This is a genomic window from Nocardia sp. IBHARD005, from assembly GCF_052814245.1.
In genome coordinates this window covers 56,474-68,848 of record NZ_CP199935.1, presented here as the reverse complement: position 1 = coordinate 68,848, position 12,375 = coordinate 56,474, and the positions used below count along the sequence as shown (strand labels likewise).

Annotated in this window: 14 protein-coding genes; 8 read left to right on the top strand and 6 right to left on the bottom strand. The window is 67.6% G+C overall.

All coding sequences use genetic code 11. The annotated features are described in order from the left end of the window. Positions 1–12: 12 nt before the first annotated feature. The 5 genes from ACTWPB_RS00300 to rraA all read left to right on the top strand — a co-directional run bounded on the left by ACTWPB_RS00300 (position 13) and on the right by rraA (position 3,276). Positions 13–666: a YcnI family copper-binding membrane protein gene (locus ACTWPB_RS00300; protein WP_446223756.1), complete on the top strand. Its 654-nt coding sequence runs from the start codon at positions 13–15 to the stop codon at positions 664–666. A gap of 59 nt (positions 667–725) precedes the next feature. Then, the gene (locus tag ACTWPB_RS00295) at positions 726–1,241 is read left to right on the top strand and encodes a copper resistance CopC family protein (protein WP_446226540.1); all 516 of its coding nucleotides are present in this window, start codon (positions 726–728) and stop codon (positions 1,239–1,241) included. 6 nt (positions 1,242–1,247) lie between these two features. Further along, on the top strand, positions 1,248–2,192 hold the full coding sequence (locus ACTWPB_RS00290) for a copper resistance D family protein (RefSeq protein WP_446223755.1): 945 nt from the start codon (positions 1,248–1,250) through the stop codon (positions 2,190–2,192). Between the two features lie 54 nt (positions 2,193–2,246). Continuing rightward, positions 2,247–2,705 (top strand): SRPBCC family protein, encoded by a 459-nt coding sequence (locus ACTWPB_RS00285; RefSeq protein WP_446223754.1) that lies wholly within the window; start codon positions 2,247–2,249, stop codon positions 2,703–2,705. 82 nt (positions 2,706–2,787) lie between these two features. Beyond that, on the top strand, positions 2,788–3,276 hold the full coding sequence (gene rraA, locus ACTWPB_RS00280; RefSeq protein WP_446223753.1) for a ribonuclease E activity regulator RraA: 489 nt from the start codon (positions 2,788–2,790) through the stop codon (positions 3,274–3,276). A 234-nt stretch (positions 3,277–3,510) separates the two neighbouring features. Here the strand turns inward: rraA and ACTWPB_RS00275 are convergent, their stop codons facing one another. Then, complete coding sequence (locus ACTWPB_RS00275) at positions 3,511–3,732, bottom strand: RNA-binding S4 domain-containing protein (RefSeq protein WP_446223752.1); 222 nt, start codon at positions 3,730–3,732, stop codon at positions 3,511–3,513. Positions 3,733–3,853: 121 nt separating this feature from the next. On the opposite strand from ACTWPB_RS00275, the gene lysX reads away from it, so the two are divergent. The 3 genes from lysX (at position 3,854) to ACTWPB_RS00260 (ending at position 8,312) form a co-directional block, all read left to right on the top strand. Beyond that, complete coding sequence (gene lysX / locus ACTWPB_RS00270; RefSeq protein WP_446223751.1) at positions 3,854–7,162, top strand: bifunctional lysylphosphatidylglycerol synthetase/lysine--tRNA ligase LysX; 3,309 nt, start codon at positions 3,854–3,856, stop codon at positions 7,160–7,162. Positions 7,163–7,253: 91 nt separating this feature from the next. After that, positions 7,254–7,571 carry a hypothetical protein gene (locus ACTWPB_RS00265; protein ID WP_446223750.1) on the top strand — a complete coding sequence of 106 codons (318 nt, stop codon included), beginning with the start codon at positions 7,254–7,256 and terminating at the stop codon, positions 7,569–7,571. Between the two features lie 120 nt (positions 7,572–7,691). Further along, positions 7,692–8,312 carry a histidine phosphatase family protein gene (locus tag ACTWPB_RS00260; RefSeq protein WP_446223749.1) on the top strand — a complete coding sequence of 207 codons (621 nt, stop codon included), beginning with the start codon at positions 7,692–7,694 and terminating at the stop codon, positions 8,310–8,312. Positions 8,313–8,734: 422 nt separating this feature from the next. Here ACTWPB_RS00260 and ACTWPB_RS00255 read toward each other — a convergent pair whose 3' ends face one another. The 5 genes from ACTWPB_RS00255 to ACTWPB_RS00235 all read right to left on the bottom strand — a co-directional run bounded on the left by ACTWPB_RS00255 (position 8,735) and on the right by ACTWPB_RS00235 (position 11,926). Next, positions 8,735–9,634 (bottom strand): cutinase family protein, encoded by a 900-nt coding sequence (locus ACTWPB_RS00255; protein ID WP_446223748.1) that lies wholly within the window; start codon positions 9,632–9,634, stop codon positions 8,735–8,737. A gap of 148 nt (positions 9,635–9,782) precedes the next feature. Beyond that, a complete protein-coding gene (locus ACTWPB_RS00250; protein WP_378914985.1) occupies positions 9,783–10,154 on the bottom strand; it encodes a hypothetical protein in 372 nt (123 codons plus the stop codon). A gap of 10 nt (positions 10,155–10,164) precedes the next feature. Further along, on the bottom strand, positions 10,165–10,653 hold the full coding sequence (locus ACTWPB_RS00245) for a roadblock/LC7 domain-containing protein (RefSeq protein ID WP_446223747.1): 489 nt from the start codon (positions 10,651–10,653) through the stop codon (positions 10,165–10,167). After that, complete coding sequence (locus ACTWPB_RS00240) at positions 10,650–11,582, bottom strand: hypothetical protein (RefSeq protein WP_446223746.1); 933 nt, start codon at positions 11,580–11,582, stop codon at positions 10,650–10,652. Before ACTWPB_RS00240 ends, ACTWPB_RS00245 begins: the two co-directional genes overlap by 4 nt. Beyond that, positions 11,579–11,926: a hypothetical protein gene (locus tag ACTWPB_RS00235; protein WP_446223745.1), complete on the bottom strand. Its 348-nt coding sequence runs from the start codon at positions 11,924–11,926 to the stop codon at positions 11,579–11,581. Before ACTWPB_RS00235 ends, ACTWPB_RS00240 begins: the two co-directional genes overlap by 4 nt. Between the last annotated feature and the right edge of the window lie 449 nt (positions 11,927–12,375).

Below are 12,375 nucleotides of genomic sequence, written 5' to 3'. Positions count from 1 at the left end.
ACAAGGCATTCCATGCACAACTTCATCACCCGTAGCACCGGCACCGCCGCTCTCGCGGCGGGTTTGGTGCTCGCCGCCTGCGGTTCGGCGGCCGCGCACGTGACCGTCGACGCGCCGGGCGCCGCCCAGGGCAAGTACACCGTCGCCACCTTCAAGGTGCCGACCGAATCCGATACCGCGTCCACCACCGCGCTGCGCGTCAACGTGCCGAACCTGAAAAGTGTTCGGACCGAGCCGATACCGGGCTGGACGTCGAAGGTCGAACGCAATGACAAGGGCGAGACAGTCGCCGTCGCCTGGTCCGCCGATCCGGGTAACCCCGGCGTCGGGCCCGGCCAGTTCCAGCGGTTCGTGCTCTCGCTCGGGCCGCTGCCGACCCAGGACACCGTGAACTTCCCCACCCAGCAGACCTACAGCGACGGCAAGGTCGTGGCCTGGGACCAGCCCAGCACTGGTGGCGCCGAACCCGAACACCCCGCGCCGACGATCACGCTGACCGCGAAGGGCGGTGCCGAGGGCGGCCATCACCAGGTCGCTTCGGGCGAGACCGCCGAGTCGGAGACCGACACCGTGGCCCGCTGGATGGGCGGCGCGGGCCTTGCCCTCGGCTTGTTCGCGGCGGCCCTCGGCCTCGGCCTGGTGATGCGCTCCCGGCGGTCGTCGTGACACGCGCCCCGGCGATCGATCCACTCGCCGTTGGCGATTCATCGCGTCGGTCCCGGCGGATGCTCGTCGCGCTGTGCGCCGTGCTCTTCGCCTGCGTGTTCGCGGCGGCAGGCCCGGCGAGCGCGCATTCCGGCGCGGTGAGCAGCGTTCCCGAGAACGGCTCGACCATCGAGACCGGACCGGCGCGGGCCAGCGTCACCTTCAATGAGGAACTGCAGCAGAACTTTCCGTCACTGACCGTGGTCGGTCCGGACGGCAGGCTGTGGTCCAAAGGCACGGTGCTGGTCGAAGGACGAAGTGTCAGTGTGGAAGTGGGTGAGCTCGGGCCGGTCGGTGAGTACACGATCGCGTTCCGGGTCACCTCGGCCGACGGCCATCCGGTGAGCGGGACAAGGACTTTCACGCTCAGCAAGGCAGGTACCGGCACGCCGGGCGCACGCCCCGGTGAGGACAAGGCCGGCGACGGCGGCGACGGCGGTGTGCCCGTGTGGGTGTTCATCGTCGGCGGCGTGGTGCTGTTCGGCGCCGGCCTCGCGGTGGCGCTGCTCAGCGGCCGATCCGGTCGCAAGAAGTAGTCGACGATGACGACCGGTCGCCGGGTACCCGGTGTCGCGCTGCGGCAGTGGCGTGTCCTGGTGCCGGTCGTCGTCGCCGCGCTGGCCGGGGTGGTGCTGGCGTGGATACTGCGCCGGTCCGGCGGGTTCGCGTGGGTGGCTTTCGCGCGCGTGCTCGCCGACTGCGCGGGCGCGGTGGTGATCGGCCTCGCCGCGCTGCCCCGGCTCAACGACCGGCTGACGGTCACGTGGCGACCACTGGCCGCCCTCGCCGGTGTCTGGTTCGCCGCGGAGTTCACCGTGCTGTTGTGCGAGGCCGCCGAGATCGTCGGTGTCGCCGTGACCCAGCTCGACGCGGGCGATTTCCTCACCTTCCTCGGCCGGCTCAGCGGCGGCCAGATCGGCATCGCGATCCTGTTCTGCACCGGCGCGATCGCCTGCTACGCGGCACTGGCCTTCCGTCGGCCCGATACCGCGTCGGCCGATCTGGTGCTCGTGTTCGCGGCGGTCGCGCTGTCGCTGCGTCCGATCACCGGACACATGTCCCAGCAGATGTTCGGTTCGGTACTGGCCGCGATCCACGCGCTGGCCGCGGCCTGCTGGCTCGGCCTGCTGCTGGCCATGGTCCTGGTCCTGCGCACCCGCGGTGAATGGGCCGTAACTCTGCCCCGCTACTCCACGTTCGCCGCGCCCTTGGTGGGCATCATCGCGATCACCGGCCTGGTCAACGGGGTGGTGCGACTCGGCGGCATCACCCCGCTGCTGACCAGCGGCTACGGACGGATCCTGCTGGCCAAGCTCACCATCCTGTGCGGCCTCGTGGCACTGGGCTGGTGGTGGCGCCGAACCTGGGTCCGCAAGGCCGCCGACCACCGCGTCACGGCCGAGATCTCGCTGCGCAACGCGGCAGCCGAAGTGCTCGTGATGGCGGTGGCGTTCGGCCTGGCAGCGACGCTGGCGGTCACCGCATAGTCACCTCGGTCACGTTGCCATTTGACGCCGATAGGCACCGATTAGGCTGGCCCCATGACCGAAGTGAGGATTGTTGAGAACGGCGCCGCGCCCGCCGAGGCGGCGTTCGCGTTCATCAACGACTACCGCAATCTGCCGAAGTTCTGGTACGGCATCGAATCCTTCACGCCTGTCACCGCGCAGACCGATGGCGTCGGCGCGAAGTTCGACGGGAAGATGAAACTGGGCCCCGCGTCGCTGACCTCCCGCATCGAGGTCGTCGGCTGGGAAGAGGGCCGGTTGATCGCCACCAAGTCGATCAAGGGCATCGAGATCGTCTCGACCTTCAAGTTCATCCCAACGGGCGCGGACACCTGCACGGTCGACGCGCTCATCGACTTCTCCGTCGGTGGCGGCATCGCGGGCAAGATGCTCGGCAAGACCATCGAGCCGTTCGTGAAGATCGCTGTCAAGCACACCACCGACGCCCTCATCCGCGAGATCGAGAAGACCTACCGCGAACAGCAGGCCTGACATGAGCGGCGCGGCACCGGCGACGTTCACCCAGCGCACCGCCTACGAGCAGCGCCACGGGCGGGCCTGACACAATCTGATCATGACCGAATCAGCGAATGTTGTGGCCACCGCCGATCTGGCCGACGAGATCGGCCCCGAGATCCGTAGCTGCGATACGCAGTTCATCCAGTTCGGCGGCCGCGCCGAATTCGCGGGCCGGATCACCACGATCCGCTGCTTCCAGGACAACCTGCTGGTCAAGCAGACCCTGAGCGGGCCGGGCGAGGGCAAGGTGCTCGTCGTCGACGGCGGCGCGAGTGTGCACACCGCACTGGTCGGCGACATCATCGCCGGGCGTGGCGTGGACAACGGCTGGGCCGGCGTGATCGTCAACGGCGCTGTGCGTGACTCCGCGATCCTGCGCACCCTCGACATCGGGGTGAAGGCGCTGGGCACCAACCCGCGCAAGAGCACCCAAACCGGCACCGGCGAGCAAGACGTCCCTGTCGAATTCGGCGGCATCACCTTCGTCCCAGGCGAGATGCTCTACAGCGACTCCGACGGCGTAGTAGTGCGCGCCGAAGACTGAACCCAGCCCCATAACCGCACTACCAGCCACACCGTCAACCCCAGCTCCGCCATGACCGCACTACCAGCCCCGCACCAGCGACCCATAGGGAGCGGCGGCCACGAAGTGGCCGGTCCGCGGCCGGGTCGCCGGTTAGGCGCCGCGGAGATGCGACGAAGGAGCGATTCCGCGGCGCCTAACCGGCGGCCCCTCAGGGCCGCGGACACGCGCGCGCCAGCGCGCCAATAAACACTACTAACTCCCGGACACCCGCACCTTGTTCCCCGCGAGAACAACCACATCGCCGATCTCTAGCTGCCGACCCCGGCGTAACTCCACTTCGTCGTTGACGCGCACCAAACCCTGCGCGATCACCGTCTTGGCCTCGGAACCCGAATCGATCAGGTTGGCCAGTTTCAGGAATTGCCCGAGCCGGATGACAACGTCATCGATCGGCACATCAACTGGTTCCGACATGCGCTAATACTTACCCCGTGGCGCGAAACCGGTCACCACCGGCCCCGGCGTTGCCTGCGGTGACGAACACGCCGCAGTCACCCCGGTATGGATCCGGCTCGTTTGGACGCACACTGGATCGGTGACTCCCACACAGGCCGAGCAGCACCCGACCGTCGAGGACCGCACGCCGGTGCCCCATCGCGCGCACGGCAGGTTGTCCGAGGTACCGCACATCGCCGGATTGATCCTCGGGGTGTTCGCGGTGCTGTTGTTCCTGTGGAGCCTCTCGCCCAGCCTGCGGATCCTCACGCAGGCGCCGCGCCACTATGTCGACACCTACTATTTCGACGCCCCCGACACCAGCCTCGTGTGGGCGCTGGTGGTCGGCTTGCTCGCCGGGGCGACCGCGGCCCGCAAGCGGATCGCCTGGTGGCTGCTGGTCGGGTATCTGCTGCTGTACGCGGTGGCGAACATCCTGGAGTTCTTCGGCGAAGACGATGTCGACGCGCTGGTCGCCTTCATCGTGCACGCGGTGGTCATCGGGATACTGCTGGCCGCGCGTCAGGAGTTCTACACCCGGGTGCGGCCCGGCGCGCTGTGGAAGGCGCTCGGCGTGCTGGTGTCGGGGTTCGCGCTCGGCTGCCTGCTCGGCTGGGGACTGGTCGAGCTGTTCCCCGGTTCGCTGCCCGCGGGCGTGCAGCGTCCGCTGTGGGCGGTGTTTCGGGTCACCGCGGCCGTGCTGGTGAACAACGAGCACTTCGACGGGCATCCGCGGGCCTGGGTGAACTTCCTGCTCGGTCTGTTCGGCGCGATCGCGCTGCTGGCCGCGGTGATCGTGCTGCTGCGCTCGCAACGCGCCGACAACGCGATGACCGGTCTGGACGAGTCGGCCCTCCGCGGGCTGCTGGCGAGCAGCGATGTGGAGGACTCGCTCGGCTACTTCGCGACCCGCCGCGACAAGGCGGTGGTGTTCGCGCCGAACGGCAAGGCGGGGATCACCTATCGCGTCGAGTTGGGTGTGTGCCTGGCCAGTGGCGATCCGATCGGCCCGAAACAGGCCTGGCCGCAGGCAATTCAGGCGTGGCTGGAACTGGCCGACCGGTTCGGCTGGCAGCCCGCGGTGATGGGCGCGAGCGAGGTCGGTGCCACCGCGTACCGCAAGGCGGGACTGTCGGCGCTGCGGCTCGGCGACGAGGCGATCCTCGACACCCGCACGTTCTCGCTGGCGGGCCCGGAGATGAAGCAGGTTCGCCAGGCCGCGAACCGGTTGCGCAAGAACGGTTTCGGCGTGCGGGTGCGCAGGCACCGCGACATCCCCGCCGCCGAGTTCACCGAGATCGTCGCCCGCGCGGATGCCTGGCGCGACACCGAGACCGAGCGCGGCTTCTCGATGGCGCTGGGCCGCCTTGGTGATCCACTCGACGGTGACTGCCTGCTCGTCGAGGCCGTCGACCACGATGACCGCGTGCACGCCATGCTCTCACTTGTCCCGTGGGGCCGCACCGGCGTCTCGCTGGAGCTGATGCGCCGCGACCCACAGAGCCCGAACGGCGTGATGGAGCTGATGATCTCGCAGCTCGCCCTGAACTCCGACCAGTACGGCATCACCAAGGTGTCGCTGAACTTCGCGGTGTTCCGTTCGGTGTTCGAGGAGGGTGGCCGGATCGGTGCCGGTCCGATCCTGCGGGCCTGGCGCGGTGTGCTGCTGTTCTTCTCGCGCTGGTGGCAGCTCGAGGCGCTGTACCGGTCGAATGTGAAGTACCACCCGCGCTGGGTGCCGCGATTCTTCCTGTTCGAGGAACGCAGGCAGCTGCCGCGGGTGGCGACGGCGAGCGGGCTGGCCGAAGGTTTCCTGCCGCGCATCGGCAAGGCGCCCGACGCGGGCGTGCACACCGGCACGAGGGCGGCCGTCCCCGCGACCGTCACCGGCCTGCACGCCGACGGCAGCGCGCCGGACACACCGGAGACCGACGACGCCGAGCAGGGTCCGCGCAGGCCGGAGCAGGTGCGAGTGCGGCTGGACAAACTCGACCGGCTCACCGCGGCCGGCATCGACCCCTATCCCGTGGCCTATCCGCCGACCCACGACATCGCCGAGGCGCGGCGCTGCCCCAAGGGCACCACGGTGCGCATCGCGGGCAGGCTCTTGCGGATTCGCGACTACGGTGGCGTGATCTTCGCGTTGGTGCGCGATTGGACCGGCGAGATCCAGTTGGTGATCGATCGCGAGCGGGTCGGCGCCGATCGCAGCAACGAGTTCACCGAATTCTTCGATCTCGGCGATCTCATCGAGGTGAGCGGGCAGATCGGCACCAGCCGCAAGGGTGAGCTCTCGCTGCTCGCGCAGGACTGGCGGATGAACGGCAAGTGCCTGCACCCGCTGCCCGACAAGTGGCGTGGCCTGGCCGATCAGGAGGCCAAGGTCCGGCAGCGCTATGTGGACATGGCGATCAATCCCGAGGCCCGCGAGGTGATGGCCAAGCGCAGCGCGGTACTGCATTCGCTGCGCGATTCCCTGTTCGTCTGGGGTTTTCTCGAGGTGGAGACGCCGATCCTGCAACAGGTGCACGGCGGCGCCAACGCGACCCCGTTCCGCACCCACATCAACGCCTACGATCTCGACCTCTACCTGCGCATCGCCCCCGAGCTGTACCTCAAACGGCTGTGCGTCGGTGGCATGGAGAAGGTGTTCGAGATCGGCCGGACCTTCCGCAACGAAGGCGTCGACTTCAGCCACAATCCCGAGTTCACGATCCTGGAAGCCTATGAGGCGCACAGCGATTACCTGCAGATGATGCACCTGTGCCGTCGGCTGATCCAGCACGCGGCGATGGCCGCCAACGGGGCCGAGGTGGCGTTGCGCCCCAACGACGACGGCGGCTACGACACCGTCGACATCTCGGGCGAGTGGCGGGTCAAGACCGTGCACGGCGCGGTCTCCGAGGCGATCGGCTCCGAGGTGACCGCGCGCACCGAGCTGACCCGGCTGCGCGAGCTGTGCGACGAGGCGGGCGTGGCCTACCAGCACGGCTGGGACGCGGGCCAGGTGGTGCTGGAAATGTATGAGCACCTGGTGGAATCGCAGACCACCTACCCCACCTTCTACCTGGACTTCCCCACCTCGGTCTCGCCGCTCACCCGCTCGCACCGCAGCATCGACGGGGTGACCGAGCGCTGGGATCTGGTGGCCTGGGGCGTCGAATTGGGTACTGCCTACAGCGAACTCACCGACCCGGTGGAACAGCGGCGCAGACTCACCGAGCAGTCGATGCTGGCCGCGGGCGGCGACCCGGAGGCGATGGAACTCGACGAGGACTTCCTGACCGCACTCGAACACGCGATGCCGCCCACCGGTGGCCTCGGGATGGGGGTGGACCGGGTGGTCATGCTGATCACCGGACGCAGCATCCGCGAGACACTGCCGTTCCCGTTGGTGAAACCGCGGTGAAAACGGGACCGAAAGCCGCAGCGAGACCGCTAGTCTCGGAGTTGCGGCACCGGGAGGATGTCGGGCAACCAACACATCGGATGGGGATTACATGTATCTGGACTTGCTGACCACGGCCGCGCTCGTCGATCCGCACATGCTCACCAGCAGCTTCGACACCCTGGCGAGTTCGGACGCTGTCAACACCGCGATGGAACTCGCGGCGAAGAAGAAAAAGAAGAACAGCACTTTCCTGATCATCGGCGGCATCTGCTGCCTGGTCATCGTGGTGCTGATCGTCGGCGGCATCTACCTGCTCAAGAACAAGAAGAAGGGCGACCAGCCGCCGCACAACGGTGGTCAGCCGCCGTTCAACGGCCCGCAGGGTGGTCAGCCGCCTTACGGCCAGCCGCCTTACGGCCAGTCCTGACCTGACCGAGGACTCGCGGCGATACCCTTCGACGAGCCATCCCGCGAGTCCTCGAGCGAACGTGTAGCTCTCCACGACCGGGCTGTTCCCGCTGTTGCGGATACGGCAGAGTGTGTGGGCGTGCAGCTGATACTCGTGCGTCATGCCCAACCCGAACGCGTAGTCGGTGACACCGCCGCCGCGGACCCCGGCCTCACCGAGATCGGCAGACTCCAAGCCGACCGCGTCCCCGCCGCGCTCGCCGCCCACGACATCACCCGCGTAGTCAGCAGCCCCCAGCGCCGCGCCCGCGACACCGCACTCCCCACCGCGACCGCCCGCGACCTGCCCGTCGACATCATCGACGACCTGGCCGAGTACGACCGCGACCTCCCCGCCTACATCCCCATCGAGGACGCGAAAACCGAGTTCGCCGACGCCTACGCCCGCATCAAAGCAGGCCACCTCCCCGACCAGATCGACGGCCCGGCCTTCACCGCCCGAGTACTGGCCGCGGTCGAGAATCTCGTAGCCACCACCGCACCCGCGGACACCGTCGTAGCCTTCGCCCACGGCGGCGTCATCAATGTCCTCCTGGCCGACATCCTCGCCCTCCCCCGCCCGCTCACCTTCCCCATCGACTACTGCTCGATCACCCGAATCCTGTATTCCCGCACCGGCACCCGCACAGCCGCCACCATCAACGAAAACGGCCACGTCTGGAACCTGCTCCCGAGATCGCTGTCGCGAACCACACCCTAGCTCCGCCACGACCACACTCGTGCACCCCAATGCCCCAGCCTTACCGCACGAACAGCCACACCCCACACCCCAAATCCGCCGCACCCACACCCCCAACCACACCCCACACCCCAGGTCCGCCGCACCCACACCCCCAACCACACCCCACACCCCAGGTCCGCCGCACCCACACCCCCAACCACACCCCAGGTCCGCCATGACCGCACCCCCAGCCCCGCACTCCCGACCCCTGGGGAGGGACGGCCACGAAGTGGCCGGTCCGCGGCCGGGTCGCCGGTTAGGCGCCGCGGAGATGCGACGAAGGAGCGATTCCGCGGCGCCTAACCGGCGGCCCCTCAGGGCCGCGGACACGCGCGCGCCAGCGCGCCAACAAACAGAGAGCCCGGCACCGCCGAAGCGATACCGGGCCCTCACCGAACGACTCAGGCCTGCTGAGCGATCCAGTTGTGCATCCAGGAGATGGCGGTCTGCCCGCCACCCACCGAGTAACTGCCGTACAGGGTGTGCGCCTGCGAGCGGTAGAACTGCTCCAGATCCTTGGCCCGCTTCTGGTTGGCCGCGTCGGTCAGCTGCGCCCCCAGCGTCGGGATACCACCGAGCGACATCAGGTCGTTCACGATCGCGCCTGCCTCGAGCTGGTAGCGCCACAGGTTGGCCGGGTTCGCATCCGAACTCTGGGCCAGGAACCCCGCGAACCGGGTCACGAAGTCGTCGGTGGCGGTCGCGCAGTACAGATCCTCGACCGCGCAGACGGTGCGCGTGCGGTCGCTCAGCCAACCGAACCCACCCGGCCGAGCACCACCGGCACCGGCGCCCGCGGCGAACGGGCCGACCTGGATATCGGTCGGCGAACGGCGCGGATCGGAGATGAGGCCGACGGCGGCGATCCGGTCCTGCGGGATCGGGCTGATGCCCGTGCCGATCTCGGCGGCCAGATCGCCTGCGGCGTCGGCACCCTGGCTGTAGCCGACGATGGCGGCCCTGGTGTTGCCGCAGGAGGCAAGCTTGGCGCTGATCAGGCCGCGGGCGGCGTCGACCGCCTGCTTCTTGGAGTTGCCGTAGACATCGCCCTCCCAGGGGAACGCGGTGGCGGCATAGGTGACGTAGTCGACATCGGTGTTTCTCGGTAGACCGTTGGTGACACCGGCGAGCATGCCGGGTCCAGGGTCCTTCTCGTGGCCGGTTTCCCAGGTGCCTGGAATGGCGACCACGTACAGACTCGGGCAGGCGGGCGCCGCGTTCGCGCTCGTGCTGCCGACAACAATTCCGGACATCATCGCCGCGGACGCTCCCAGAGCCGCGACAACCTTCTTCAACTGCATACCGCTCCAGTTCACCCTTGCTCGTCGATGTGAGAGCAACCCCGATTACGGACGTTGTGGCCCCAGACCTCGCCGCGAATCACAATAGGCGTCCGAGCCATCCCATGCCACACGACCTCTCGATCTGGTGACTGTTCGCTCGCGAAACTCACACCTCCAGGTCTTCTTCGATGCCCTTGAGCTTGTGCCGCGCCAGCGCCAGATTGGCCCGGCCGCGATCGAGGGCGAGGTAGAGGAACAGCCCTTTGGACTTGCGCCCCGTCATCGGGCGGATCAAGTGGTACTGCGTCCCGAGGGTGATGAGGATGTCCTCGATGTCCTCGTTGAGGCCGAGCTGCTCGATGGTCCGCATCTTCGCCCGCACCACCTCGGTGTTGCCCGCCGCGGCGACCTGCAGGTCGAGCGCCTTGGTGCTGCTGAGCATTCCGAGCGCCATCCCGCTGCTGTAGTCGACGATCGCGGCGCCGACCGCGCCGTCGATCACCATCATGTCCTTCAGAGCCAGATCCATATTCGACATGTCGTGCCTTTCATTCGTCGATCTTCACCTGGTCGTTCCCAGGCGAGTGCGCCGCCGCCAGATGGCCGGCGATGGCGCGAGCTACCGGTCGCGACTCCAGATGGAGCCGACCGACATTCACTTCGGGTCCGGCGAGCACGGTCAGCGAGGTGTAGCCTGCGGCGTAGATCACCACCTGCCCCTCGGTTCCGTGCACGACGACCTCGCTGAAACCGCCGCCGTGCGCGGTGTTCGCCAGCCGGTACGACAGCGACAACTGCGCGGCCGACAGCGCGGCCATGCCCGCGGGTTCCAGATGAGCGGGCAGGTCGTGTTCGATCAGCAGTCCGTCGCTGGACGCCACCAGTGACCCCGTGAGCTGAGGTAGCCGCTCGCGCAACGACTTCAGTTCGCCGAGCACAGCCGGATAGTGTTCGGGCACCCTGGGTTCGGGTGCGGTCATCGCCACCTTGGTCAACCTTCCCCTCCATTCACCGAGCAGTTTCTTCCGCACGGTCACGCAAGCTCCTCCAACGCCGCCCTGAGCCGGATGAGTGTTTCGCGGTCGAGGGGTTGCCAGCGTTCGGGTTCGGCTGTGCCTGCCTTGGTTCCGCGGTGCCGGGCGGTCGCGGTCGCTTCCTCGTCGATCGCGTGCCTGCCCTGTCGTGCACCCGTCTCCTGCTGGAGACGGGTCGGTCCCGCGCTGCCGGGAATGCGTTTGGGCAGCGCGGGCACGGATGTTGTCGACAGTGTCGAGGTTCGGTGGCCGGCCGGGTCCGGCGCGAGGGCGAGGTGGCGCCCGCGCTGTGGTTGTTCGGTCCGGACGGGCTCCGGTGCTTCGATCAGGCCCGCTGTGGTCAGGTCGCGGACAGCGACGAGGCAGCCGTAGGTGGTGCGGCCCAATTCGCGCGCGATGTCGGCGATGCTGCGGCGGGTATCGGCGGCTGCCAGGACTTCGGCCTGACTTCCGGTGAGTACCACCTGGTTTCGCTTGATGCGGCGGGCCGGTACCACCGGGACCATCGTGACGAGGTCGGCCGTCCATGGACCGTAGTCGTTGTCGTTGCGGCGTTCGCATTCGTGGACAAGTGCGCGCGGGGCGATGTGGCAGACCGGGGCAAGCCAATGTTCGGGTGTCGGGCGGAATTCCGGCTCGCCGGCGGAGGCCAGCAAAAAGTAGGCAGCGTCGAACACCGACAGCAGCGCAAGGGTTTCCAGTCGCGGTTGATCCAGCAACTGCCCCGGGTCGCCCGCGCCCGCGCGGCGCCAATCCTCCGCCGAAGCCAGGCCCGCTTCGACCACCAGCCGGTCGAGTCCGATCGTGCGCCCGCAACCGACCGAGGCGATAGTGCCACGGACCAAATGGAATTCGCCATCGCCCGCGCGTAATACTCCGGTCGAACCTTCTTCGCCGAGCCGATGCAATTCATCGGCGAGCGCGACACTCATCGATCCCCGCCCGTCAGTTCTGCCAGTGCCGACCTGAGCTGATAGCGCGCCATGCCGAGATTTCCTGTGCCGCCGTCGAATACGACATGCATGAACAATCTGCCGTCGAAGTCGCCGTCGACCAGGTGTAGGAGGTGAAACCCGCTGGTCCGGCACACCACGATCTCGGTGAGGTCGTCATCGGCACGCCCCAATGCCGAGCACCCGAGCGCGGCCCGCACCACATCGGTGGTTCCCGCCGCGTCCTCGTGTTCGTCGACGCCCTGATGCTCCCCGGCATTGGCGACAGCCAACCCGCTCGCCCCGTCCACGAGCGTCACACTGCGCGCCCCGGGAATATCCATGATGCGTTTGAGACACCCATCAAGAGAATTCACCGAGCCCCCGACCGTCATCGACTACTGATCGAAACGAGACGCTATACCCCTCCGCTAACCTTCGCATCTTGAACGCCGGAAAATTGCTGCCGCCCAATATGTTTGCTGATGGTTGCTGGAAAACCGCTCGGTATCAATACTTTTCAGTAACTTCGGCGCCCGTTCGCTGTATACCGCTATAACAGGTGATCACTCGCCTATTTCACCGGCCAGCGATCATCGCGCGAACATCGGAAACGGCTTCTTCGCAGACCTCGCTGTATTTTTGGAGCGCTGGCGCGCTCGAGCGGGGCCCCGGAGGCCCCGATCTTCCCTCCCTCCGGGCACTCCTTCGTCGCACCCTCCGGTCAGTCCAGATCGGGGCGGGCCCCTTTGGGTAGAGACATACGGTGTTTGCCTGTCCCGGTGTCGGGCGG

Coding starts and splice junctions, on each gene's coding strand:
- ACTWPB_RS00300 (WP_446223756.1), top strand. CDS start 13: ATGCACAACTTCATCACCCGTAGCACCGGCACCGCCGCTCTCGCGGCG.
- ACTWPB_RS00235 (WP_446223745.1), bottom strand. CDS start 11,926: ATGGATATTCCCGGGGCGCGCAGTGTGACGCTCGTGGACGGGGCGAGC.
- ACTWPB_RS00255 (WP_446223748.1), bottom strand. CDS start 9,634: ATGCAGTTGAAGAAGGTTGTCGCGGCTCTGGGAGCGTCCGCGGCGATG.
- ACTWPB_RS00295 (WP_446226540.1), top strand. CDS start 726: ATGCTCGTCGCGCTGTGCGCCGTGCTCTTCGCCTGCGTGTTCGCGGCG.
- ACTWPB_RS00290 (WP_446223755.1), top strand. CDS start 1,248: ATGACGACCGGTCGCCGGGTACCCGGTGTCGCGCTGCGGCAGTGGCGT.
- ACTWPB_RS00285 (WP_446223754.1), top strand. CDS start 2,247: ATGACCGAAGTGAGGATTGTTGAGAACGGCGCCGCGCCCGCCGAGGCG.
- ACTWPB_RS00265 (WP_446223750.1), top strand. CDS start 7,254: ATGTATCTGGACTTGCTGACCACGGCCGCGCTCGTCGATCCGCACATG.
- rraA (WP_446223753.1), top strand. CDS start 2,788: ATGACCGAATCAGCGAATGTTGTGGCCACCGCCGATCTGGCCGACGAG.
- ACTWPB_RS00250 (WP_378914985.1), bottom strand. CDS start 10,154: ATGTCGAATATGGATCTGGCTCTGAAGGACATGATGGTGATCGACGGC.
- ACTWPB_RS00240 (WP_446223746.1), bottom strand. CDS start 11,582: ATGAGTGTCGCGCTCGCCGATGAATTGCATCGGCTCGGCGAAGAAGGT.
- ACTWPB_RS00275 (WP_446223752.1), bottom strand. CDS start 3,732: ATGTCGGAACCAGTTGATGTGCCGATCGATGACGTTGTCATCCGGCTC.